We start from the raw sequence: 21,953 nt of genomic DNA, 5'->3' as shown, positions 1-21,953 counted from the left end.
ACACGCCCTGCCTACTTCTTGGCAGTCTTGCGCGAGACCGTGATCTGCTCCTTCTTGACGTCCTTATCAGCGATTGGGTGAGCCGGAGCTTCCTTCGCGATAGGGCCGCCTTCAGAAGTCTGGAAGGTCTTCTTGAACTCAGCAGTTGCATTCTTCAGTGCAGACTTGGAGTCGTCGGTCAGTGCCGCGCCACCATCGATCTGCTCGAATACTGCGCCCTGGTTCTGCTGCAGGTTTTCCATCAATTCAGCTTCGAAGCGACGTACGTCCTCTACAGGAACATCGTCGAATTCGCCCTCGCCTGCCAGGAAGATCGAGACCATCTGGTACTCGGTTGCCTGTGGCTTGTTCTCAGCCTGCTTCAGCAGCTCGACGAGACGCTGACCGCGCTCCAGCTGACGCTTGGAAGCGTCATCCAGGTCGGATGCGAACATCGCGAATGCCTCGAGGTCACGGTAAGAAGCCAGGTCAAGACGGAGGTTACCGGAGACCTTCTTCATACCCTTGGTCTGAGCAGCGCCACCAACACGGGAAACCGAAACACCGACGTTAATAGCCGGACGGACGCCCTGGTTGAACAGGTCGGACTCCAGGAATACCTGACCGTCGGTAATCGAAATTACGTTGGTAGGAATGAACGCGGAGACGTCGTTCGCCTTGGTTTCAATAATTGGCAGTGCCGTGAGGGAACCTGCACCCATGTCGTCGGACAGCTTTGCAGCACGCTCGAGCAGACGGGAGTGGAGGTAGAAAACGTCACCTGGGTAAGCCTCGCGGCCTGGTGGGCGACGCAGCAGCAGCGAGATGGCACGGTATGCCTCTGCCTGCTTGGTCAGATCATCGTAAATAACCAGGACATGCTTGCCCTGGTACATCCAGTGCTGGCCGAGTGCTGCACCGGTGAATGGTGCGAGCCACTTGAAGCCTGCAGCGTCAGATGCTGGAGCTGCAACGATGGTGGTGTACTCAAGTGCGCCCTGCTCTTCGAGGGTCTTGCGCACACCAGCAATGGTCGAGCCCTTCTGGCCAATAGCGACGTAGATGCAGCGTACCTGCTTCTTTGGGTCGCCAGTTGCCCAGTTAGCCTTCTGGTTCAGGATGGTGTCAATACAAACCGCAGTCTTACCGGTCTTACGGTCACCAATGATCAGCTGACGCTGACCACGGCCGATTGGAGTCATTGCGTCAATGGCCTTAATACCGGTTGCCATTGGCTCTTCGACAGGCTGACGCTGAAGCACGGAAGGTGCCTGCAGCTCGAGGACGCGGTCCTCTTCAGCCTCAATGTCGCCCAGGCCATCAATCGGCTGGCCCAGTGGGTTGATAACGCGGCCGAGGAACTTATCCCCAACCGGAATGGACAGGACATCGCCCGTCCGCTTGACCTCGTCGCCCTCAGCCAGCGACTCGAAGTTACCCAAAACAACAACGCCGACCTTGTCGGTGTCGAGGTTCTGTGCGACGCCAATGACGCCACCTGGGAACTCGAGAAGCTCGTTGGTCATAACCGATGGCATTCCCGAAACCTGGGCGATACCATCAGCTGCGCTGATGACTACGCCGACCTCCTCACGGGAGGCCTCCGGGGAGTAGCTCGAGGTGTAGTTCGCAATCGCGCTACGGATCTCATCGGAGGAGATCGTCAGCTCCGCCATGTTCTTCCTGCTCTCAGTAAATTCTCTTCCAGTTTTTACTTCTCAAACCATCCGTCAGCCGAGGCCGACGCGCATCTTTTCCAACTTCTTGGAGATGCTGCCGTCGATGACCTCGTCGCCGACCCGGATGACCAGTCCACCAATAATCGACTTGTCGATCACGGTGTGAATGGACACATCCTTCCCGTAGATGCGAGAAAGCTTGTCCGCCAGCGCATGCTGCTGCAAAGCAGAAATAGCGGTTGCACTGGTCACGCGGGCGACGACGCGGTTCCGCAGGCCGGCGGCTAGCCGGGACAGGGAGTCGATGTCGTCCGCGGGGCGCTTGGTTGGGCGACCTACTGCCTGCAGTGCCAGAGCTTCAGTCACCGAGGTGACCTTGCCGTACAGCACCGAAGCGAGGAGCCCACGCTTGGCTTCTGGGGTGGCGGCCTTGTCAGCCAACAGCTGTTCCAGCTGCGGCTGCTCGGCCAGGATGTTTCCAAGCTGGAACAGCTCGTTTTCTACAGTCTCGAGCTGTCCCTGACCTTCTGCAGAGCGAAGCAAGGAACGACGTCCCAGCTCCACTAGGCCATCCCGCATTTCGCGAGGGGTAGACCATACCTGCGTGGCTGCATCAGTAACGACCTTCAAGGTCGATTCCGATACCTTGCCCGCGAACAGCTTCTGGACAATGCCAGAACGCTGTTCCGCCGTCGCCGAGGCATCGGCGACAGCGACACGCAGGCCGCGGTCGGAGTCGAGGACCTCGACGACGTCGAAAAGCTCGGAACCGGTCTGCGCTGCTGTAGCTACGGAAACTGCACGTCCGCCAATGGCGGAGTCCAGTCCGGCGCTTAGCGACGCCAGTGATTCGCGGCTAGCTGCGTGCATGTCGCCTACTTTCCGGTCGGGGCCACGGTGTCAAGGTTGTTAAGGAAGTTGTCGATCGTCGAGGAGGTCTTAACCTCGCTAGACAGTTCCTGGCCGAGCAGACGCTCAGCAAGGTTGATCGAGTTCTGTCCCATTTCCTTGCGCAGTTCTGCAACTACCTGCTCACGCTGGGCTGCAAGCTGCTTTTCACCGGACTCGATGATTCGGGCGCTCTCGTCATTAGCCTTCGATGTAGCTTCTGCAATGATGCGCTGACCCTGAGTACGGGCTTCGTCACGAATCTTTGCTGCTTCAGTTCGGGCCTCTGCGAGCTGGCTGTTGTACTTCTCAAGGGCAGCCTTCGCTTCAGCCTGTGCAGCCTCAGCGCGTTCAATGCCGCCCTCAATCCGGTCCTCCCGCTCAGTCAGGACCTCTTGGAACTTAGGAAGAACAAGCTTCCAGAAAAGAACCAAGATGATAACCAGCGGGACAACGGACCAGACAATGTCATAAGTCTTTGGCACCAGTGGGTTGATCGATTCCGTCATCGGAAGATCCCCTGCTGCCAGGTAAATGAAATTGGTCATGGTTTACGTGTTCTCCGCTTGAGGTCCGGACTTAGAATACGAAGCCTGCAACGAGGCCGATAAGTGCCAGAGCTTCGGTGAAGGCGATACCCAGGAACATGGTGGTACGCAGCTGGCCAGCCATCTCAGGCTGACGTGCCATACCCTCAACGGTCTTACCAGCAACAATGCCGATACCCAGGCCTGGGCCCAGGGTGGACAGGCCGTAGCCGATGGTCTTCAGGCCAGCGTTGGTGTCAACTGCAGCAGCTGCGTCCTGGGCGGAGAGGATGACGTCGTTCATTATGAACCGTTCCCTTTCGTAAGGAGTCCCGGGTTGATTGTCATTTTGAGTTAGTACCCGGGGCGTTGGGTCAAGTGGGTCTTGCGTATTTAGTTAGAAGGTCAGGAACCGATGTCGGTTTCAAACCGTGCTAGTGCTCGTCAGCATGCAACGACAGCTCGATGTACACAGCGCTCAGCAGAGAGAAGATGTACGCCTGCAGGAAGATAACCAGCAGCTCGAACAGCGTAAACAGAATCGAAGCAATGAGGGTCAACCCGGATAGGGCCGTCCAGCCATTCATCTGCCAGAAGAAGAAGTTCGTGGCACCGAACAGAAGAACTAGAACCATGTGACCGGCCAGCATGTTGGCCATCAAACGGATGGTCAGTGTGGCCGGGCGCAGAACGAAGGTTGAGAAAATCTCGATTGGCACAACAATCAGGTGCAGTACCGGAGGCAAGTTTGGAATAACCACTGCCGACTTAACGAACTTGAAGAAGCCGTACTTCTTCGCGCCCGCGTAAATGAAAGCAATGTAAGCAAACAGAGCCAGAACCAGTGGCATACCGATTCGTGCGTTTGGAGAAATATTGAGGCCAGGAATGATAGCCGCAATGTTCATCGAGATTACGAGGAAGAAGATAGTTGCCAGAACCGGAAGGAACCGACGACCTTCCTTCTTTCCCAGGATCTCTTCTGCGACATTGATACGGACGAAGTCCAACATCAATTCCGCGACGTTCTGCAGACCCGTCGGCACGAGCTTCGGACGCCTCATGGCGACAACGAAGAACACGGCGACGATCACGGCCATGAGCAGACGAACAAACATCAGGCGATCCATTGCGTACCAGGAGCCTTCAAAAAGAGGCGAGGTACCCGAACCACCAAAAATGAAGCCGTACAGCTCACCCGGGAAATACTCCTCCGTCAGGTTAGGTGAGTGAAACTCACCCTTCATCTCGGCAAGTGTTGTAACGCTCAGCGTTCTCTCCCGTGATTGGGCCGCAAGAACTTAAGATCAAGCGGTGCGAAGGACGTCGTTTAACGTGCCACGCCGCGGATTCCATTCGCACATCTGAGCGGCGTTCACGGGGTTTACACCTCCAGGTGACCCCGCTTGCGCGAAAGCCGCCTTCGTCTTGCCCGACAGTTCCCGCTTTACGCAGCAACAAAAAGACAAGCCGGTCTTACCCATCACTCAGGATAACAGCATCTTTATGTTTTCCCCACCCGACACACCCCCAACGCTCTGACCCCCGAAAACGCAAAGAACGACGGCATGCCCCGTGGGTTTTGCCGTCGTTAAAGGGGGCAATTTTCAGCTATTTTTCCGAATTTTGCCCGCGTTTTTACCTCTTGTGCACGTAGCTGCCACCTTTACGACGAAGTCGTCGTCAAGCGAAAACCACTACTTAGCTTGGATATATGTGAGATTTGACTGAGCCATTCCCCAGACTTCAGCGCCCAAAGTCACAATTAACGCCAAGATAACTGTGATGAAGAACGCCATTGTGTCGTAGAACTCAAGGTCGCGGATGAGCAAAAGAATGCCGATGAGGACGACGATCTTCAGCAGCCACCCACCCATGACTACAGCACCCGTCGTGGTCGGGCTGGTTTTTGCGGTGAAGAGAACTGACAGGACAGTCAGCAAGACGAAGCCACCGCCAATGCCTGCACCGAGCAGAACGCCCCACACACCAGGCATGCCTTCCTTTCCTCCCCACACCAGGAGGGATAGGACGGTCAATCCGACGAGTGCAAGTGCACCGGAACGAGCAGCGCTAAGGAGTGGAATCCGTACGTCGTCGTACTTGGATAGCTCTTCAGAGGAAGCGGCACCCACGTTGTCGTCATTGTTCGCGATGTTGTGATCAGTCACGGTTGCAAATGATACCTTTTACGAGTTTTCCACTGTGGCAGCAGTGTCAGTATGACTGCGGCGATCAGCATCAGACCAAATGTAATCGCGACGAATGGTGCCGGAAAGACTGTCGTTCCGACAGCTCCGTAGGCCACCACGGACACCCACATGTACAGCACAAGGACAACGCGCCGGTGGCTGTGCCCCATGCCCAACAATCTGTGGTGCAAGTGCATTTTGTCCGGCGAGAACGGTGACTGCCCCCTACGCGTGCGTCGAATAATAGCTAAGAGTAGATCGAGCATTGGCACGCTGACTGCAGCAATGACGACGACGATCGGCGACATCAGAGCAACAAAGTCTGCAGTGCCGTACATCGTTGGGGAGATACGGCCGGAAGCCGAAGTCGATGCTCCCGCGAGCATCAAGCCAATGAGCATTGCACCGGAATCGCCCATGAAGATGCGGGCTGGTTCAAAGTTGTGTGGCAGAAATCCTGCGCAAGCTCCAAGTAGACACGCCGAAATCATCGCTGGTGGGTAGGCAGAGACCGTTCCACCTTGGTCATGCAACATGACCATTGAATAAATCAAGATTGATGCCGCAGCGATCATGCCGAGTCCTGCAGCAAGTCCATCAATGCCATCGACAAAGTTGAAAGCATTAATGAGCGCGACTGTAAACAACACAGTCAAGGCTGTAGACGATACTGGGTCGAGAATCAGCGTGGTTCCGCCACCAAACGGAATGTACAGCAGATACCATGTCACTCCCATCGTGGACATCACGACGGCGGCAACGACCTGCCCTATCAGTTTCACCAGGGCACTCAGATCGAACAGGTCGTCAAGAATGCCGACTATGAGCAAGATCGCGGCGGCGATTGCCATTGCGGTCATGTCGGGCGTCATCGGAGGGAATCCACGCGTGAGCGCAGGCAGTTCACTAGCTACCCAAATGGCGACCAAGATTCCCGAGAACATCGCCACTCCCCCAAGCCGTGGCTTCGGAATGTCATGCACATCGCGCGCACGTGGCATGTCCAAGCGCCCAGACTTGACGACGGCGTAGCGGACGAACCCAGTCAATAAATACGACACCGCAGCCGAGACAAGAACCAGCATCGCCAATTCTCGAATTGGCACACCAGCACCGCCGCTGACGGGAGCGGCAAAGAGGCTGAGTCCTGCGGATGTCATATATCTTTATCTCACGTGTGGAGTACGGTTACGTTCTACTTTCCGCGCAGCGCTTCTGGATCTTTACCCAATACTTCGCCAATACGCTCAGCGCTGATGGCACCTTCTCGGAGGATACGTGGTTCGGCCGAAGAAAGATCAACAATGGTGGATGGCTTACCGATAGTTGCGTTACCACCATCCAAGTAGGCAGCCGCTTCTTTACCCAACTGCTGCTTGGCGCGAATGACATTTGTTGCTGGTTCCTGGCCCGAAATATTTGCGCTGGACACGGCCATCGGCCCGGTCCGACGCAGCAGCTCAATTGCTACTGGGTGCAGTGGCATGCGCAGCATGACGGTGCCACGGGTGTCGCCGAGGTTCCACGGCAAGCTTGGTGCCTGATTCACGACCAAGGACAGTCCCCCTGGCCAGAAGGCTTCGACAAGCGCCCGACCAGCAGCCGTGTGCTCGCGGACCAAGCCGTCAACTGTTGACCACGAGCCAACGAGAACAGGAACCGGCATATCTGGTCCACGGTGCTTCGCGCGAAGCAGGGATGCGACAGCTTCATTATTGAAAGCGTCGCAGCCGAGGCCGTAAACGGTGTCGGTAGGCAAGACAACGAGTCGGCCTGCCTCTACCGCGTTGACCGCTGCATCAAGGCCAAGTGCGAGGCCTTTTTCGGTAGTGCAGTCATACACCATGCTCATCTGCGTAGCCCGTTCCTTTCGTGTAATTTTTCAGAATTACTTTTCGCTCAAGTTAAGAATAAACCGCGGTCGTGAATCGGTCTCGACCTGCCAAGTCTTGATGGCAGAGCACCGATTCCCACACACCGTCGTTACCGAATACATCGGCAATGTCGATGCGGGAGTCGTCGTCATGTTCGATGCCTATGACTCCGCCTCGTCGGAGCAGACCGCGCACGACGTTCATCATAAGCCTGATGACGTCGAGGCCATCACTTCCCCCGAACACTGCATGCGGGGGATCAGCGTGAACTTCTGGGCTTACTTCAGTGCTATCGGGAACATATGGCGGATTCGACACCACAATGTCGACCGTGCCGGCGACGTCCGCCAACACGTCGGGGTCTGTGGCATCTCCCTGCCGAATCTCGATGTCCCGGACGGGTTCACCTCGGTCGTGCCACAACTTCTGGCATTTGTCGAGATTGCGTTTGGTCCACACCAACGCTCGCTCGTCAAGCTCCACTGCGAAGATTTCCGCATCGGGCACTGCATCAGCGATGGCCAACGCCAACGCCCCCGAACCAGTACACAAATCCACGATACGGAGCTTTCCGACGCTCCCCTCTGCCCCACTCGCAGCCTTCTTCTGCGCTGCCGAAATACGACGAGCTTCGCCGACGACCCACTCCGCGAGGAGTTCAGTCTCCGGCCGCGGAATAAACACGCCCGGCCCAACGTCGAGCTCTAACGCACACATCGGCGCCGTACCGAGGATGTGTTGCAGGGGCTCCCTCGCTTCACGACGAACTACCAATACAGGAAGCTGCTGAATGAGGGGGTCGTCGTCGGAAAGCACGTCACGTCGGGAAAGAAGCAGGTCAAAGCTACTGCGACCGGAGACGTGGCACATGAGTTGCTCCGCGTCAGTGCGTGGGGAGGCACAGCCAGAGGCGGCGAGTCTCGAGGTAATGTCCTCGAGAAGCTCGCCGATTGTGAGAGTGCTGATTGTCTTACTCAGCTTCCAGTCGCTCTGCGCGCTCGGCATCATGGAGTGCCTTCAGCAGGTCTTCCATGTCGCCACCCAACAAGGTGTCGAGGTTGTGAGCCTTGTAACCGATGCGGTGATCCGACACGCGGTTCTCTGGGAAGTTGTAGGTGCGGACACGCTCGGATCGGTCCATCGTACGAACCTGCGACTTGCGGGCATCCGACGCGGACGCTGCAGCTTCCTCTTCACGCATCTGCTGCAGACGAGCCGCCAACACCTGCATTGCACGCGCACGGTTCTGAATCTGCGAACGTTCCTTCTGACACGTTACGACAAGGCCAGTTGGCAAGTGCGTAATACGAACTGCAGAGTCCGTCGTGTTCACGCCCTGACCGCCCTTACCCGAGGAGCGGTACACATCGACGCGGATGTCCTTGTCATCGATTTCGACGTCTTCGATCTCGTCTGGCTCTGGGTATACCAGCACACCAGCTGCCGACGTCTGGATTCGACCCTGCGATTCAGTCACAGGAACGCGCTGCACGCGGTGGACGCCACCTTCGAACTTGAAGACGCTCCATGCTCCATCGCGCGAAGGGTTCTTGGCACGGACAGACATGGTCATGTCCTTGACACCGCCAAGATCGGACTCGGATACGCCAAGTACCTCAGTGGTGAAGCCATGCTTTTCCGCGTAACGCTGGTACATACGAGCAAGCTCGCCAGCGAACAAAGCAGCCTCTTCACCACCTGCGCCCGACTTGATCTCCATGACGATGTCATCAGAGTCATGTGGGTCACGTGGAGCCAACAAGTCAGCGAGCTTTTCTTCCAGCTCCTCGAGCTCAACTTCAAGAGCCTTCGCTTCAGCTGCGAATTCAGAGTCTTCGTATGCCATCTCACGAGCGGCTTCGAGGTCGTCCTTCACTTCAGTGAGTCGATTGTGGCACTGGATGATGGGCTGCAGTTCGTTGAATCGCTTACCAACTTTGCGGGCACGTGCTGCGTCGTTATGCAGGTCCGGATCAGACAGCTGAGCTTCGAGTCCGTGGTATTCGGACAGGATGTCATCTACTGCAGAGACTTGGTCAGACATAGCGAATAATTGTCCTCTCTAGAGGTGTGAGTGTGAATGAATGCTGGCTGGGAAAATGTGTGCCCCAGCTAGAGCATGTCGTCCACATCCACGTCTGCAGCCATTGGCGCAGAGCTTGCTACCTGAGTAAGGAACTCGTAGTTATTCTTCGTCTTCTTCAGCTGCTTGATCAGCAGATCGATCGCAGCCTGTGAATCCAGAGCAGACAAAACACGGCGCAACTTATGCAGAATGCGTGCTTCCTCCGGTGCCAGCAGCAGCTCATCCTTTCGAGTACCGGAAGGATTAACGTCCACAGCTGGGAATACGCGACGCTCCGAGATCTTTCGATCCAGCTTCAGCTCTGCGTTACCCGTGCCCTTGAATTCTTCGAAGATCACGGTATCGCCGGCAGAACCAGTTTCGACCATGGCCGTAGCGATAATGGTCAGCGAACCGCCCTCTTCGATGTTTCGGGCAGCACCGAGGAATCGCTTCGGTGGGTACAGCGCGTTCGAGTCGACACCACCGGACAGAATGCGTCCCGACGCTGGCGACGAGTTGTTGTACGCACGGCCCAATCGAGTAATCGAGTCCAGCAGCACGACGACATCCTGTCCCTGCTCGACGAGACGCTTTGCACGCTCGATGGCCAGTTCAGCCACAGTCGTGTGGTCTGATGGCGGACGGTCGAACGTCGAAGAAATGACCTCGCCGCGAACGCTGCGCTGCATGTCGGTAACTTCTTCTGGGCGCTCGTCGACAAGCACAACCATCAAGTAGCACTCAGGGTTGTTCGTAGCGATTGCGTTGGCAATGTTCTGCAGGATCGTGGTCTTACCAGCCTTTGGTGGTGACACGATCAACGCACGCTGACCCTTGCCAATAGGCATGATGAGGTCGATGACACGAGTGGTCAGAATGTTCTGCTCAGTTTCGAGACGCAGACGACGGTTTGGGTACAGAGGGGTCAGCTTGGAGAACTTTGGTCGCTCGGCAGCCTTTTCTGGCTCCAAACCGTTGACCATATCCACCTTGACCAACGGATTGTACTTGCGCTTGTTACGACCATTTCCGTGAGTTACCTGGCCTGCACCGTTTTCGCGAGGCATCCGGACCTGACCGGTGATGTAATCGCCCTTACGCAGGCCGAACTTGCGAACAATCTGCTGCGACACGTGCACATCGGTACTGCCTGGCAGGTAGCCAGTGGTGCGAACAAATGCGGAGCCATTTTCCAGCACATCCACGATGCCGGCCACTGGCTGCAGAACATCATCCTCGCGGATTTCGTCCTGACCACTCCGGTTGCCGTCGCGGCCTCGACGGTCACGACGATTGCGACGGTTGCGACCGCCCCGACGATTGTCGTCATCATTGCGATCACCGCGGTTGTTGCGATTGTTGTTATTGCGTCCGCGACGGTTGCGATTGTCATCGTCGCTGTCGTCGTTGCGGTCGTTGCGGTCGTTATTTCCGCGTTCACCACGATCGTTGTGTCCGCGGTCGTTGTGTCCGCGGTCGTTGCGTTCACCACGATCATTGCGGTTGCGACCACGGTTATTGCGACCACCACGTTCGCGACGATTTTCATTCTGCTGGGACGAATCATCGTTGTTCTCTGAAGCAGAAGCATTATCGCGGCTGTCATCGTGATCACCTTGACGATTCTCGCCTTCGTGCGAGTCGCCACGCTGGTCATTAGCGCGCTCTTCACCGCCACGCTCTTCATTACCGCGCTGGTCATCACCACGGGTGGCACTGCCCTGCTGATCGTCGTCACGCTGATCCGTATCGCGCTGACGCTGACGATTGCGACGCTGACGACGCTGCTGCGACCGCGACAGTTGGTCATCATTCTTCGAATCATTCTTTGATTCGTTTCCAGATTCAGCTGCGCCAGCATTATTGTCGTCCGACTTCGAGTCGACAGACTTCGAATCATCTGCGACCTGAGCAGGCTTGTCGTCCTTTGCGGGAGCTACTGACTCTTCAGGGGTGCCAGCGCTACGCGTCGCTTTACGACGACCTCCGCGAGGAGCATCCGCCCCGCCAGATGGCGCACCCTGAATTGCAGCGATCAACTCATGCTTACGCATCGCAGAAACACCGCGAATGCCCTTCTGCACAGCAATCGCACGCAATTCAGGCATACGTAGGGCAGTCAAGTTCTCCTGGCCATTGTGCTCAGAAGCGGTGGTGTCCGTATCGGTCACGGAATTCCTTTCGTTATTGATCCCCCACTAACGGCCATGTTCGTTGACAAGCAAAATGCCAACAGATTCCACTACCCGCATAGAAAGCTGGGGAAAAGTGGAGAACATCCAAAGAAATTGTGGGGGTTGCACGTGGTGCCGCATTAGACCAAGAATCAGTGGGAAGCAGTGCTTGCAAGGCCCACGAGTAAGTTGTTCCCGTACCCGGCGCGTGGCCAACGGTAAACACTTAGGTCAAAGTACAGCGACAACCTTGGTCTCCAGATTAATCTCCCACACGCCTATACAGCAACACGGGCGTTTTTACGGCGCGTCGGTAGTGTTGATAAGCATGCGCAGCACCATGCAGGAGATCCCGCTTTCCGTAGCCAGGATTCTGGAATACGGTCGCAACATTCACGGCAGCACCACAGTGACATCGTGGGGCCCAGATGGAGCAGAGACCACTACATTTGCAGCTATTGCTGCACGCGCGTCGGCTCTCGCTCACGTATTGCATGATGATTTCGGCATTGATGCTGATCAGCGCGTCGGCACGCTCATGTACAACTGTGCCGAGCACCTCGAAGTCTTCCTTGGTGTCGCAGCGATGGGTGCCGTGTTCCAGCCGCTGAATAAGCAGCTGATGCCGGATCAGATCGTGCACATCATCAATCATGCGGATGACGAAGTGCTGATCGCCGACCCTTCCCTCGGCTCTTTACTCGAACGCATACTGCCGAAGTGCCCTAATGTGCGGGCAGTCATTTTCACCGGCACTACCCCGCTGTCACAGATCAAGGGCGAGTTCCCAGAGAGCGTTTCTACGTATTCTTACGAAGCGCTTCTCGACGGTCGCCCGTCCCACTACGACTGGCCCACGGTGAATGAAACTGATGGGGCGGCTATGTGTTACTCCACCGGCACCGAGGGGGCGCCGAAGGGAGTGGTGTACAGCCATCGTTCGCTGTTCTTGCACAGCTTGAATTTGCGGACAACAGATTCGTTTGCAATCTCCCATGGTGTGCCGTGGCTGTGTTGTGTGCCTATTTATCACGTCCTGAGCTGGGGTGTTCCGCTCGCCGCATTTGCGTGTGGCGCGGCGTTGATCTTCCCCGGTCCGGATTTGTCCGCTCCTCGGCTCGCAGAAATCATCGAAACCTCAATGCCACGAATGGCCCAGGGTGTTCCGACGTTGTGGATCTCTCTTATGGTCCACTACTTAAACAATCCACCAAAACGAATGAGTCTCCAAGACATTTTCGTCGGTGGCTCACCTGTCCCTCCAGCGCTTATTCGAATGTGGGAAGAGCGCTACGGTGTCGACATCGTCCACCTGTGGGGCATGACAGAAACCTCTCCAGTCGGAACGGTGGCCCGACCTCCATATGGAGCGTCAGGTGAGGCACGCGAGCGTTACCGCATCAGTCAGGGGCGTTTCCCTGACATGATGGAATTCCGCATCGTCGACGAGAATGACAATCCGCTTGATTTGCATGACCGTAACCAAGGTGAGCTGCAAGTTCGCGGAAATACTGTCACCGGCAGCTACTACCACTCCCCGGAGGAAGAAGAAGGTGGCTACGCACACTACTTCCGTGGCGACGAGGTCGAGGACGCGCATTCCAAATTCACGAAGGATGGCTGGTTACGCACCGGCGATGTCGGCTCTATCACCCACGACGGTTTCTTGAATGTGCAGGACCGCGCCCGTGATGTTATTCGCTCTGGTGGCGAATGGATTTACTCGGCGCAGCTGGAAAACTTGGTCATGGAGTCACCACGCATCGTCGAATGCGCCGTCATTGGTATGCCGGACAAGAAGTGGGGCGAGCGACCGCTTGCAGTGACTGTGCTCTACCCAGAGGTGCCACGCACGAAGGAAACAGCCGAGGAACTGCGCGACCATTTGCGCGCCAAGCTACCAAAGTGGATGTTGCCTGAATACTGGGCTTTTGTCGATCACATCGACAAAACCTCCGTGGACAAGTTCGACAAGAAGGATCTGCGCGAACACCTACGTAAGGGCGAACTTGATGTCATTAAGCTGAAGGGCCCTGGCGAAAAGTAGACAGAAGAAGGCTGTACTAGCGCTGACATTGCGCACTAGTACAGCCTCGTTACCGCCGAAACCACGCTTAGCGCTCGACTTCTACCTTCACTGGACCGCCGATAGGCAGTTCCAGAACCCGCATGCCTGCCTCGCGGGCTTCGTCCAGAACCTTCTCTGGAATCGACTCAGTCGACAGCACCATGCACGTTGGTCCGGCTCCAGACAAGAACGCGGCATAGCCACGGTTACGCAGTCGGTTAACCCACTCTGCCGTGACCGGAAGTACTTCCGCACGGTACGTCTGGTGCAAACGATCGCGAGTGCCTTCCCACAGCAGCTCTGGATGTTCCGTCAATGCGGTGGTCATCACGGCAACGCGGGATACGTTGAAGCGGGCGTCGACATGGCTGACGTCGCTAGGCAGAACCTGACGAACAGCATTGGTTGATGCGTGGAAGCTTGGCACAATTGCCGTTGCCTTGATATCAGGGTGAACCTTCAAACCAACAGCATGATACTGAGGCGCAGTTCGCCCATCGACAGGCTTGTCTGTCCAGCTCACCACTGCCCCGCCAAGGACAGACGCAGCAGCGTTATCTGGATGCCCCTCAAATACGGATGCTTCCTGGATGACCTGCTCGTCGCTCAATGCGAAGCCACTGAGGCCATTAGCCGCCGCCACACCAGCAACTGCCGCTGCTGCAGAAGAACCCAAACCACGCGACTGCGGAATGGTGTTGTGGCACACCACCTTCAGGCCAGGGGCGTCGACACCCGCAGCACGTAGACCAGCGCGAATCGCACGAACCACAAGGTGTGATTCATTGCGAGGCAAATCCTGGGTACCTTCTCCGTGTACCTCAACTTCGACACCAGATTCGGTGACCTCAACTTCCACGATGTCGTGGAGGCCAATCGCCAAACCAAGTGTGTCGAAACCCGGCCCGAGGTTCGCAGACGACCCGCAGACCGTCACCTTTACCCTCTGGCCAGGGAAAAGCTCCTGAGCCATGTCTAGATGTCCATTCCCTCGATGCGGATGACGCTGTTTATCTCGAGAACTGCATCCATTTCGCTCAAGGTCTTTACGGTGCGCTCGAGCTCAGCTTCCTTTGCGCGGTGCGTAATGATGACAAGCCGTGCACCTGGGTTACCACCCTCCTGGCGAACAGTGCGCAAGGAAATGCCGTGGTCTGCGAAAGTGCGAGCGACATCAGCGAGCACTCCCACGCGATCGTCGACATGCAGATCAATGTGGTAGCGGGTTTCCACCGTGCCGAAATCCAAAATTGGCAGGTTTGCGTAGGTGGAATCACCTGGTGCGCGACCGCCGAACACCTTGTTGCGAGCGGCACCAACGAGGTCACCCAGCACAGCGGATGCGGTTGGATTACCGCCAGCACCATTACCGTAGAACATCAGGCGACCTGCAGCTTCAGCCTCAATAAAGACAGCGTTGAAGGACTCACGCACCGTTGCCAACGGATGGCGACGTGGAATCAACGCTGGGTACACGCGAGTAGAAATGCCCTCCGTGCCGTCCTCCTTGACGACTCGTTCGCACGTGGCCAGCAGCTTAATGGTGCAGTCCGCAGCCTTGGCAGCCTCAATATCCTCAGCCGTGATCTTCGAGATGCCTTCGCAGTACACATCGTCTGCGGTCACGCGGGTGTGGAAAGCGAGACCCGAAAGAATAGCTGCCTTCGACGCAGCGTCGTGGCCTTCTACGTCAGCGGTCGGATCGGCTTCGGCGTAACCCAAACGGGTTGCTTCCGCGAGCATCTCGTCGTAATCAGCGCCCGTCGAATCCATTGCATCAAGAATGAAGTTCGTGGTGCCGTTAACGATGCCAATGACCTTGTTGACGGTGTCACCAGCCAAGGAACGACGCAACGGACCAACAACTGGGATTGCTGCTGCAACCGCAGCCTCGAAGAAGAGGTCGACGCCAGAAGAATCAGCAGCGTCCGACAGCTCAGCACCGTGAGCAGCAACAAGTGCCTTATTCGCAGTAACAACAGACTTGCCCGCACGCAACGCCGCGAGAACAACCTGACGTGGGTAATCAATGCCACCAATGACCTCGACGACAATGTCGACGTCGTCACGCTCTACCAGAGCGTAGGCATCATCCGTCAATAGCTCAGGCTCGACGCCTGGGCGTGGCTTGGACTTGTCGCGTACAGCGACACCACGGATCTCGACGGGACCGCCGATACGGCGTTCGAAATCCTCAGCCTTCTCTCGGAGCAAGCGCAGTACCTCAGTACCGACGGTGCCCAATCCCAAAATTGCGACACCAACAGGGTGTCCTTCGCCCATTCCGGGGTTGTAGCTGGTGGCAGTCATATTAATTGTCACACTCCAGGCTGAGTAGATCATTTAAGGTTTCCCGGCGCAGGATAGCGCGGGCTTCACCATCACGTACCGCCACTACTGGCGGACGCGACAGCATGTTGTAGCGACTAGCCATTGCGTAGCAATACGCGCCGGTAGCAGCAATAGCGAAGAGGTCTCCCTCTTCAATACCGTCTGGATAGTGAGCATCGCGAATCAAGATATCTCCAGATTCACAGTGCTTGCCGACGACACGAGTTGGCACTCGATCGCCGGCCACCATCCGATTGACAATACGTCCATCATATTCAGAGCCGTACAGAGCTGGGCGAATGTTATCGCTCATGCCCCCGTCAACTGCAACGTATCGGCGCGTCTGCGCATCGTCAACATGGACGTCCTTGATGGTGCCAACTTCGTACACCGTCACCATTGATGGACCAACAATGGCACGCCCAGGTTCTACTGCGACCGTCGGCGTTGGAATACCAATCTTTCGCGCCATATTGCCCACCGCGCCGAGGATTTCGTCGGCAAGTGGAGCCACGTTCAACGCCTGCTCTCCTGCCGTGTACGCGATTCCGAATCCGCCACCGAGGTCAAGGATGTTGAAATGCTCGGCAATTTCGGTGCCGTACTTGTCCACCAGCTTTTCGACGACTCCCAGTACACGTTCCGCCGCCACAATGAAGCCATCAGCGTCGACGATCTGGGAACCGATGTGGCAATGCAGGCCAACAAGACGGACATGCTCGTCTTCTTCGGCACGAGACGCAGCAGCAAGCGCACTGCCTGAGGCGATGGAAAAACCAAACTTCTGGTCTTCGTGCGCAGTCGCGATGAATTCATGAGTGTGTGCTTCCACACCTGGCTTCACGCGAATGAATACATCCTGCACGCGGCCAAGCTCTGCAGCGACCTTGCTGATGCGGGTCAACTCGGTGTTGCTGTCCACAACGATGCGACCGATGCCTGCGGACATGGCGTCGTGAAGCTCAGCAACTGACTTGTTGTTGCCGTGGAAGGTCATGTCTTCGGCTGGGAAGTCAGCAGCCAGCGCCACGGACATCTCGCCCCAGGACGCTACATCGAGGTGAAGGCCCTCTTCGTGGACCCACTTCGCGATGGTCTTGGAAAGGAACGCCTTGGATGCGTAGTGGACGTTCTCGGCACCCCCGAAAGCATCGGCCATTGCCTGACAGCGGGAACGGAAATCGTCCTCGTCCATGACGAAAAGTGGCGTGCCGAATTCCTCGGCGAGCGAAGCCAGGGTGCGACCAGCGATTTCAATGTCGCCAGTCTCCGTGCGTCGAGCATTCTTTGGCCATACGTTTGCAGGCAGGCCGTTGAAGTCCGACGTGTCAGGTTGGATGAAGCCACCTGGCTCGAATCCGTTACCCAAAATTGCCATGGCGGTCGGTCAACTTTCTGTTAGAGAAACAGGAAAAATGGTTGCGGTTTCGGATTGACGCTTACATGCGTTCCGGTGCGCTAACTCCCAGCAAGTGCAGTGCGTTTGCAAGAGTCTGACGGGTTGCTTCAGCAAGTCCCAGACGAGCTGCGTGAAGCGCAGCATCTTCGCGAGTTTCCTCGGCACCAGCCTTCGGCAGAATCTGGCAGGAGTCGTAGAACTTGTGGAAGACACTGGCCAGGTGCTCGGCGTAGCGAGCAATACGGTGAGGCTCGCGGAACTGCGCAGCTTCCTTGACCGTTGCTGGGAATTCACCGATGGTGCGGATCAAGTCACCTTCGCGCTCATGCACCAGCAGGCCAAAGTCTGCTTCCTGGCTGGAAATGCCGGCTTCCGCTGCGCGCCGGGCAATGGAGCTCAGGCGGGCATGTCCGTACTGGACGTAATACACCGGATTATCGCTAGACTGCGATGCCCACAGCTCCAAGTCAATGTCCAGCGAGGAGTCCACCGACGACCGGATCATCGAGTATCGCGCTCCATCAATGCCGATTGCCTCTACCAGGTCGTCGAGAGTAATCACGGTGCCCGCACGCTTGGACATACGAACAGCCTTGCCGTCGCGCACCAGGTTCACCATCTGACCGATCATGACTTCAACACCATCAGCGTCGTATCCCAGCGCTGCTGCAGCAGCCTTCAGACGCGCGATGTAGCCATGGTGATCAGCACCCAACATGTAAATGCACAGGTTGTGGCCACGGTCGAACTTGTCCTTCACATACGCAATATCACCTGCAATGTACGCCGCGTCGCCATCAGACTTGATAACCACACGATCCTTGTCATCGCCGTAATCCGTCGACTTCAGCCACCATGCGCCATCGTTTTCGTACAGCTTGCCGTCGGACTTTAGCTTGGCGACGGCTGCCTCCACAGCGCCCGACTCGAACAAGGAGTTTTCGTGGAAGAAGACGTCGAAGTCGGTGCCGAACTCGTGGAGTGATTCCTTGATGTGACTGAACATGAGTTCAACACCAATCGCGCGGAATTTTTCCTGAACCTCAGCCTCGGTGCCGTCGAGAGCATCCGGCTTCTTGGACAGAACGTTCGCTGCAATCTCGTTAATGTAAGCGCCACCGTAACCGTCTTCTGGCGTTGGCTCGTTGCGTGCTGCAGCAACAAGCGACATTGCGAAGCGGTCAATCTGGCGACCGTGGTCGTTGAAGTAGTACTCACGAGTGACCTGTGCGCCACGAGCGGTGAGAATTCGACCGAGAGCATCACCAACAGCCGCCCAGCGGGTACCACCAAGGTGGATTGGGCCAGTAGGGTTTGCCGAAACGAACTCGAGGTTCACCATCTTGTCCGCGAAGTCATCGCCACTGCCCCATGCGTCGCCCGCTTGGAGTACCTCAGAGACGATCTTGCCTTGAGCATCAGCAGCCAGACGGATGTTAATGAAGCCTGGCCCGGCAATGGAGCATTCAGCAATCCCGTCGCGGGCAGACAAATTGTCGGCGATACCTTGCGCAAGTTCACGCGGAACCATGCCGACGCGCTTGCCAAGCTGCAGAGCAACGTTGGTGGCATAGTCGCCATGCTCGGGGTTACGAGGGCGCTCGACGGTCAGGGAATCAGGGACCAGTGAAGTGTCCTTGTCCTGGGCGGAAAGGACCTCGATAGTTGCTTCACGAACAATTACGGCTAGATCTGCTGGAGTCACGGTTACCTATCCTATGTTGTTGCAACCTAATTCTTCGATATCGGCTCCCGTGTAGTGCTCTTTAGCCCCCGTCATCCCCAACTTCGTCATAGATGCGAAGCATCCATTTCGGCATCGATCCCAGACTGGAACACCAGGTATTGCAATAGCCGTACATCCATCTAGCTGCCTCACGTGCACATTCGGGAAATTCACCGACTTCGTGAGAACAACCGACTGTATGGCTAGATTTAACAATAGTTTCTCTATTAATAGTCAGTTGGAAGGAAGACTCCCATGACTACTTTGTCAAGCAACAAATACACTCGTTCAGACGATTGGTTTGAATCAGAAGGCTTGCTTTGTGCCGCAGCAGTTTACCGACCGTTTACGGACCGGAAGAATTCACCCGCGATTGTGATGGGGCACGGATTCGGCACTCCCCGAGCTCTTGGCCTTTACCGATACGCGGAAGAGTTCGCGCAAGCCGGATACATCGTGGTCGTTTTCGACTACCGCTATTTCGGCGAAAGCCAGGGTCAACCACGCCAATTGCTGGACATCAACAAACAACTAGAAGATTGGCGTAGAGCAGTTGCCTTTACCCGCACGCTAGAAGGCGTGGATTCACAACGAATCGTCGGTTGGGGAACTTCGTTTGCTGGTGGACATGTGCTCACATTGGCTGGCCGGGGAGAAGACTTCGCAGCCATCGTCACCCAGGTTCCTCATGTAAGTGGCCCAGCTGCCGTGCGAGCAACAGGTTTGAAAAGCTCTTTGCGAGTAGCCCCGTCAGCAGCGATTGATTTGTTGAGAGGACTGCTAGGAAAAGAACCTCGATACATTGATTCTGTTGGCAATCCTGGCGACGTCGCGGTCATGAGCTCTCCCGATGCAATGAGTGGTAAAGACCGACTCATTGAAGCAAGTGGTGTGAAACCTGGGGACTACCCAGAAACAGTTGCAGCACGCGTCCTAGCTCGAATCGGTTTCTACTCGCCAGGCCGTACAGCCCATCGAATCTCATGCCCGAGTTTGGTGCAAATTATGACTGGAGATGCTGTCACGCCGGCAATTGCTGCTGTAAAGGCTGCACTCAAGATTCCGAATGCCACAGTTCGCTTACACAACGGTGGTCACTTTGACCCATACGTCGACCCTAAGTTTAAGCAGATCATCGCGGAGCAACTTGAATTCTTGAATAGCGTTGTACCGCTAACTGAATAGTCTGCTGAAACAACAACGAATTCTGAGCCAGAAATGAATAGCTGAGGTGCTTTGCCTAGAAGTTGCGTTTCCACTGCCTAAATTGGGTTTAGGCAATTAACCTCGAACTGCGAAAAAAGTAGAAACAACGAAACCCCAGGCCATTGCTGACCTGAGGTTTTGTCTTGAGTGCCCCCGAGAGGAGTCGAACCTCCGACCTTCGGTACCGGAAACCGGTGCTCTATCCACTGAGCTACGGAGGCCTCCGCACAACGCACTGCACTACCGGCGATGCCAGTCCAACGCAGTGAGCGTAACAGTGGAAAATACTACCACTGCCCTACGCTCGGTTAGAAATAGGTACTCCGCCCGTGTTTCCGCACCGTCGTCGCTACAGTTTGATGTGGTTACTGACTAGGCACAAACAGCCATGCAGCCAAGTACAACACCAATGCCACCGGTGTCGCTGCAATACCCAGCACAGCCATGATTACGCGCATTGCTGTGACATCGAAACCCGTTGCGTCGGCAAAGCCACCACAGACACCAGCAACCATACGGTTGGAGTGGCTACGGCGGACGGGCCTACCTACTGCCTTATCGATCCCCTGAGAAATCTGCTCGGAATTGAATAGTCCATTTTGCTGTGGGTTATCCATACCTCCTTTGTACCGTTCTTCTGCTCGCGTCACCTGTTTTTTCGAGCAGCCGAAGGGTGAGAGTGAACACGTAGCTGTTCAGAGTGCAGCACTAACCCAAGGCATCTTCTGCCCGCGCATTCTCCATAATGCGGTTAAAGCAGGCAGTGACGTTGGAAACATCGGTGCTCGTTACCGGCCGAAAGACTTCTGACCGTACGGTATCGACGTAATCTGGGGCGAATTCAACAAGCAGGTGTCGACCTACTCCGGTTAGCACAATGGTGTAATCAGCATCGGGATCTACTCCGACTTCTTCTACGCTGATTGCGCCACGCTTCTCCATGCGATTGACATGTAACCGCGCACGCGAGTGATTCCATGTCAATCGCTCGCACAACTGGTCGACATGCATGATGCCTTCCGTCGTTTCGTTTAGTGCAATGAGCACCGTGAAATCGGCAAACGACAATCCGGCTTTGTCGCGCAGCCTCAATTCAATCTTTCGCTCCACGCTGCGGAACGTGGACACGATTAGCTGCCAAAAGTGCTGTTCTTCACTGGTCAGCCACTCGACGTCGTCGGTAAGATCCTGCAAGTTGGCAGCGTTGACGTGGTCGAGCTGGGCATCAAATCGGTCATCCGTTGTCATGCATTCATACGCTAATGCGCAAAACGAATGCCCGAAGCAAAAACACGAAACCTATGGGCGAAGCTCTGCCTGCAGCTTGTGAGCGGCTTCAGCAACGGCGTTGTACCGCGCCATCGCGGCATCCAAATCAATATCGTGCAAGGTATCAAAAAGAACCTTGCGCACTGCACGCACATGCCCAGGAGCTGCGCGTTCAATGAGCTCGCGACCATGTTCTGTCAAATGCACATCGATGCCACGGTTATCCTTCTCGCAGCGAATTTTCTCCACGAGGCCACGACGTTCCATGCGAGTAATTTGATGAGACATGCGACTTCGATCCCAATCCAAGTCCTCGCACAGCTCACGCATCCGCATTGTCTGTTTGTCAGATTCAGACAAGACAACCAACACGGAAAAGTCCGCGTTCGAAATATCTGAACTAACCAACAGCTGGGTGTCGATCAAGCGTTCCACGGCACGGTGAGCGTCCAGGACTGCGCGCCAAAACATCTGCTCATGCTCAGTTAGCCACGGCACAGCTGGCGAATTCGCGTCAGCCTCGCCAGCTAATTTGGTGCTATCAACAACTTCGTCCATTTGGTGCTCCCGCAT

The 21,953-nt window shown here is 56.0% G+C and carries 20 protein-coding genes and 1 tRNA gene; 2 read left to right on the top strand and 19 right to left on the bottom strand.

The features are described from left to right. Nucleotides 1–11 precede the first annotated feature (11 nt). The 11 genes from atpA to rho form a co-directional block, all read right to left on the bottom strand. Nucleotides 12–1,655: a F0F1 ATP synthase subunit alpha gene (atpA, locus tag WG938_RS04195; protein WP_339977867.1), complete on the bottom strand. Its 1,644-nt coding sequence runs from the start codon at nucleotides 1,653–1,655 to the stop codon at nucleotides 12–14. Between the two features lie 54 nt (nucleotides 1,656–1,709). Continuing rightward, nucleotides 1,710–2,528 carry a F0F1 ATP synthase subunit delta gene (locus WG938_RS04190; protein WP_339977865.1) on the bottom strand — a complete coding sequence of 273 codons (819 nt, stop codon included), beginning with the start codon at nucleotides 2,526–2,528 and terminating at the stop codon, nucleotides 1,710–1,712. A 5-nt stretch (nucleotides 2,529–2,533) separates the two neighbouring features. Then, nucleotides 2,534–3,094 carry a F0F1 ATP synthase subunit B gene (locus WG938_RS04185; RefSeq protein WP_339977863.1) on the bottom strand — a complete coding sequence of 187 codons (561 nt, stop codon included), beginning with the start codon at nucleotides 3,092–3,094 and terminating at the stop codon, nucleotides 2,534–2,536. Between the two features lie 31 nt (nucleotides 3,095–3,125). After that, on the bottom strand, nucleotides 3,126–3,377 hold the full coding sequence (locus WG938_RS04180) for an ATP synthase F0 subunit C (RefSeq protein ID WP_339977861.1): 252 nt from the start codon (nucleotides 3,375–3,377) through the stop codon (nucleotides 3,126–3,128). Nucleotides 3,378–3,507: 130 nt separating this feature from the next. Then, complete coding sequence (gene atpB / locus WG938_RS04175) at nucleotides 3,508–4,320, bottom strand: F0F1 ATP synthase subunit A (RefSeq protein WP_339977859.1); 813 nt, start codon at nucleotides 4,318–4,320, stop codon at nucleotides 3,508–3,510. A 450-nt stretch (nucleotides 4,321–4,770) separates the two neighbouring features. Then, on the bottom strand, nucleotides 4,771–5,244 hold the full coding sequence (locus tag WG938_RS04170; protein ID WP_445228178.1) for a hypothetical protein: 474 nt from the start codon (nucleotides 5,242–5,244) through the stop codon (nucleotides 4,771–4,773). Next, the gene (locus WG938_RS04165) at nucleotides 5,241–6,425 is read right to left on the bottom strand and encodes an MraY family glycosyltransferase (RefSeq protein ID WP_339977857.1); all 1,185 of its coding nucleotides are present in this window, start codon (nucleotides 6,423–6,425) and stop codon (nucleotides 5,241–5,243) included. Before WG938_RS04165 ends, WG938_RS04170 begins: the two co-directional genes overlap by 4 nt. 35 nt (nucleotides 6,426–6,460) lie before the next feature. Further along, complete coding sequence (locus WG938_RS04160; protein WP_339977855.1) at nucleotides 6,461–7,117, bottom strand: L-threonylcarbamoyladenylate synthase; 657 nt, start codon at nucleotides 7,115–7,117, stop codon at nucleotides 6,461–6,463. Nucleotides 7,118–7,169: 52 nt separating this feature from the next. Next, entirely contained in the window at nucleotides 7,170–8,144 is a 975-nt protein-coding gene (prmC, locus tag WG938_RS04155) for a peptide chain release factor N(5)-glutamine methyltransferase (protein WP_339977853.1), read from the bottom strand. Continuing rightward, nucleotides 8,110–9,183 carry a peptide chain release factor 1 gene (prfA, locus tag WG938_RS04150; protein WP_339977851.1) on the bottom strand — a complete coding sequence of 358 codons (1,074 nt, stop codon included), beginning with the start codon at nucleotides 9,181–9,183 and terminating at the stop codon, nucleotides 8,110–8,112. The genes prmC and prfA overlap by 35 nt, the downstream gene beginning before the upstream one ends. Before the next feature lie 68 nt (nucleotides 9,184–9,251). Further along, nucleotides 9,252–11,378 (bottom strand): transcription termination factor Rho, encoded by a 2,127-nt coding sequence (rho, locus tag WG938_RS04145; RefSeq protein WP_339977849.1) that lies wholly within the window; start codon nucleotides 11,376–11,378, stop codon nucleotides 9,252–9,254. Between the two features lie 331 nt (nucleotides 11,379–11,709). On the opposite strand from rho, the gene WG938_RS04140 reads away from it, so the two are divergent. Beyond that, on the top strand, nucleotides 11,710–13,428 hold the full coding sequence (locus WG938_RS04140; RefSeq protein WP_339977847.1) for a long-chain fatty-acid--CoA ligase: 1,719 nt from the start codon (nucleotides 11,710–11,712) through the stop codon (nucleotides 13,426–13,428). Nucleotides 13,429–13,495: 67 nt separating this feature from the next. On the opposite strand, the gene thrB is transcribed toward WG938_RS04140, so the two are convergent. The 4 genes from thrB to argS all read right to left on the bottom strand — a co-directional run bounded on the left by thrB (nucleotide 13,496) and on the right by argS (nucleotide 18,884). After that, entirely contained in the window at nucleotides 13,496–14,422 is a 927-nt protein-coding gene (thrB, locus tag WG938_RS04135; RefSeq protein ID WP_339977845.1) for a homoserine kinase, read from the bottom strand. A gap of 2 nt (nucleotides 14,423–14,424) precedes the next feature. Beyond that, nucleotides 14,425–15,759 (bottom strand): homoserine dehydrogenase, encoded by a 1,335-nt coding sequence (locus WG938_RS04130; RefSeq protein WP_339977843.1) that lies wholly within the window; start codon nucleotides 15,757–15,759, stop codon nucleotides 14,425–14,427. A gap of 1 nt (nucleotide 15,760) precedes the next feature. After that, nucleotides 15,761–17,158 carry a diaminopimelate decarboxylase gene (gene lysA, locus WG938_RS04125; RefSeq protein ID WP_339977841.1) on the bottom strand — a complete coding sequence of 466 codons (1,398 nt, stop codon included), beginning with the start codon at nucleotides 17,156–17,158 and terminating at the stop codon, nucleotides 15,761–15,763. A 61-nt stretch (nucleotides 17,159–17,219) separates the two neighbouring features. Further along, the gene (argS, locus tag WG938_RS04120) at nucleotides 17,220–18,884 is read right to left on the bottom strand and encodes an arginine--tRNA ligase (RefSeq protein ID WP_339977839.1); all 1,665 of its coding nucleotides are present in this window, start codon (nucleotides 18,882–18,884) and stop codon (nucleotides 17,220–17,222) included. Nucleotides 18,885–19,160: 276 nt separating this feature from the next. Here argS and WG938_RS04115 point away from each other — a divergent pair, with 276 nt between their 5' ends. Then, nucleotides 19,161–20,090, top strand: a complete 930-nt coding sequence (locus WG938_RS04115; protein ID WP_339977837.1) for an alpha/beta hydrolase — start codon at nucleotides 19,161–19,163, stop codon at nucleotides 20,088–20,090. 169 nt (nucleotides 20,091–20,259) lie between these two features. Here WG938_RS04115 and WG938_RS04110 read toward each other — a convergent pair. The 4 genes from WG938_RS04110 to WG938_RS04095 form a co-directional block, all read right to left on the bottom strand. Beyond that, nucleotides 20,260–20,332, bottom strand: a tRNA-Arg gene (locus WG938_RS04110). Nucleotides 20,333–20,476: 144 nt separating this feature from the next. After that, entirely contained in the window at nucleotides 20,477–20,728 is a 252-nt protein-coding gene (locus WG938_RS04105) for a PspC domain-containing protein (RefSeq protein WP_339977835.1), read from the bottom strand. Between the two features lie 91 nt (nucleotides 20,729–20,819). Then, nucleotides 20,820–21,359, bottom strand: a complete 540-nt coding sequence (locus tag WG938_RS04100) for a MarR family winged helix-turn-helix transcriptional regulator (RefSeq protein ID WP_339977833.1) — start codon at nucleotides 21,357–21,359, stop codon at nucleotides 20,820–20,822. 51 nt (nucleotides 21,360–21,410) lie between these two features. Further along, nucleotides 21,411–21,953, bottom strand: coding sequence for a MarR family winged helix-turn-helix transcriptional regulator (locus WG938_RS04095; RefSeq protein WP_339977831.1), 543 nt, complete (start codon nucleotides 21,951–21,953; stop codon nucleotides 21,411–21,413).

The organism is Corynebacterium sp. H113 (assembly GCF_037572315.1).
Taxonomy (GTDB): Bacteria; Actinomycetota; Actinomycetes; order Mycobacteriales; family Mycobacteriaceae; genus Corynebacterium.
The sequence above is the reverse complement of the archived record's forward strand: the minus strand, read 5'-3'. Positions and strand labels throughout refer to the sequence as shown.

Excerpts from the sequence above, each read along its gene's own strand:
- atpA (WP_339977867.1), bottom strand. The coding sequence starts at position 1,655 with ATGGCGGAGCTGACGATCTCCTCCGATGAGATCCGTAGCGCGATTGCG.
- WG938_RS04130 (WP_339977843.1), bottom strand. The coding sequence starts at position 15,759 with ATGACTGCCACCAGCTACAACCCCGGAATGGGCGAAGGACACCCTGTT.
- WG938_RS04115 (WP_339977837.1), top strand. The coding sequence starts at position 19,161 with ATGACTACTTTGTCAAGCAACAAATACACTCGTTCAGACGATTGGTTT.
- WG938_RS04105 (WP_339977835.1), bottom strand. The coding sequence starts at position 20,728 with ATGGATAACCCACAGCAAAATGGACTATTCAATTCCGAGCAGATTTCT.
- atpB (WP_339977859.1), bottom strand. The coding sequence starts at position 4,320 with ATGAAGGGTGAGTTTCACTCACCTAACCTGACGGAGGAGTATTTCCCG.
- WG938_RS04100 (WP_339977833.1), bottom strand. The coding sequence starts at position 21,359 with ATGACAACGGATGACCGATTTGATGCCCAGCTCGACCACGTCAACGCT.
- WG938_RS04165 (WP_339977857.1), bottom strand. The coding sequence starts at position 6,425 with ATGACATCCGCAGGACTCAGCCTCTTTGCCGCTCCCGTCAGCGGCGGT.
- prfA (WP_339977851.1), bottom strand. The coding sequence starts at position 9,183 with ATGTCTGACCAAGTCTCTGCAGTAGATGACATCCTGTCCGAATACCAC.
- lysA (WP_339977841.1), bottom strand. The coding sequence starts at position 17,158 with ATGGCAATTTTGGGTAACGGATTCGAGCCAGGTGGCTTCATCCAACCT.
- WG938_RS04140 (WP_339977847.1), top strand. The coding sequence starts at position 11,710 with ATGCGCAGCACCATGCAGGAGATCCCGCTTTCCGTAGCCAGGATTCTG.
- thrB (WP_339977845.1), bottom strand. The coding sequence starts at position 14,422 with ATGGCTCAGGAGCTTTTCCCTGGCCAGAGGGTAAAGGTGACGGTCTGC.
- WG938_RS04160 (WP_339977855.1), bottom strand. The coding sequence starts at position 7,117 with ATGAGCATGGTGTATGACTGCACTACCGAAAAAGGCCTCGCACTTGGC.
- WG938_RS04185 (WP_339977863.1), bottom strand. The coding sequence starts at position 3,094 with ATGACCAATTTCATTTACCTGGCAGCAGGGGATCTTCCGATGACGGAA.
- WG938_RS04095 (WP_339977831.1), bottom strand. The coding sequence starts at position 21,953 with ATGCGGGAGCACCAAATGGACGAAGTTGTTGATAGCACCAAATTAGCT.
- WG938_RS04180 (WP_339977861.1), bottom strand. The coding sequence starts at position 3,377 with ATGAACGACGTCATCCTCTCCGCCCAGGACGCAGCTGCTGCAGTTGAC.
- WG938_RS04190 (WP_339977865.1), bottom strand. The coding sequence starts at position 2,528 with ATGCACGCAGCTAGCCGCGAATCACTGGCGTCGCTAAGCGCCGGACTG.
- prmC (WP_339977853.1), bottom strand. The coding sequence starts at position 8,144 with ATGCCGAGCGCGCAGAGCGACTGGAAGCTGAGTAAGACAATCAGCACT.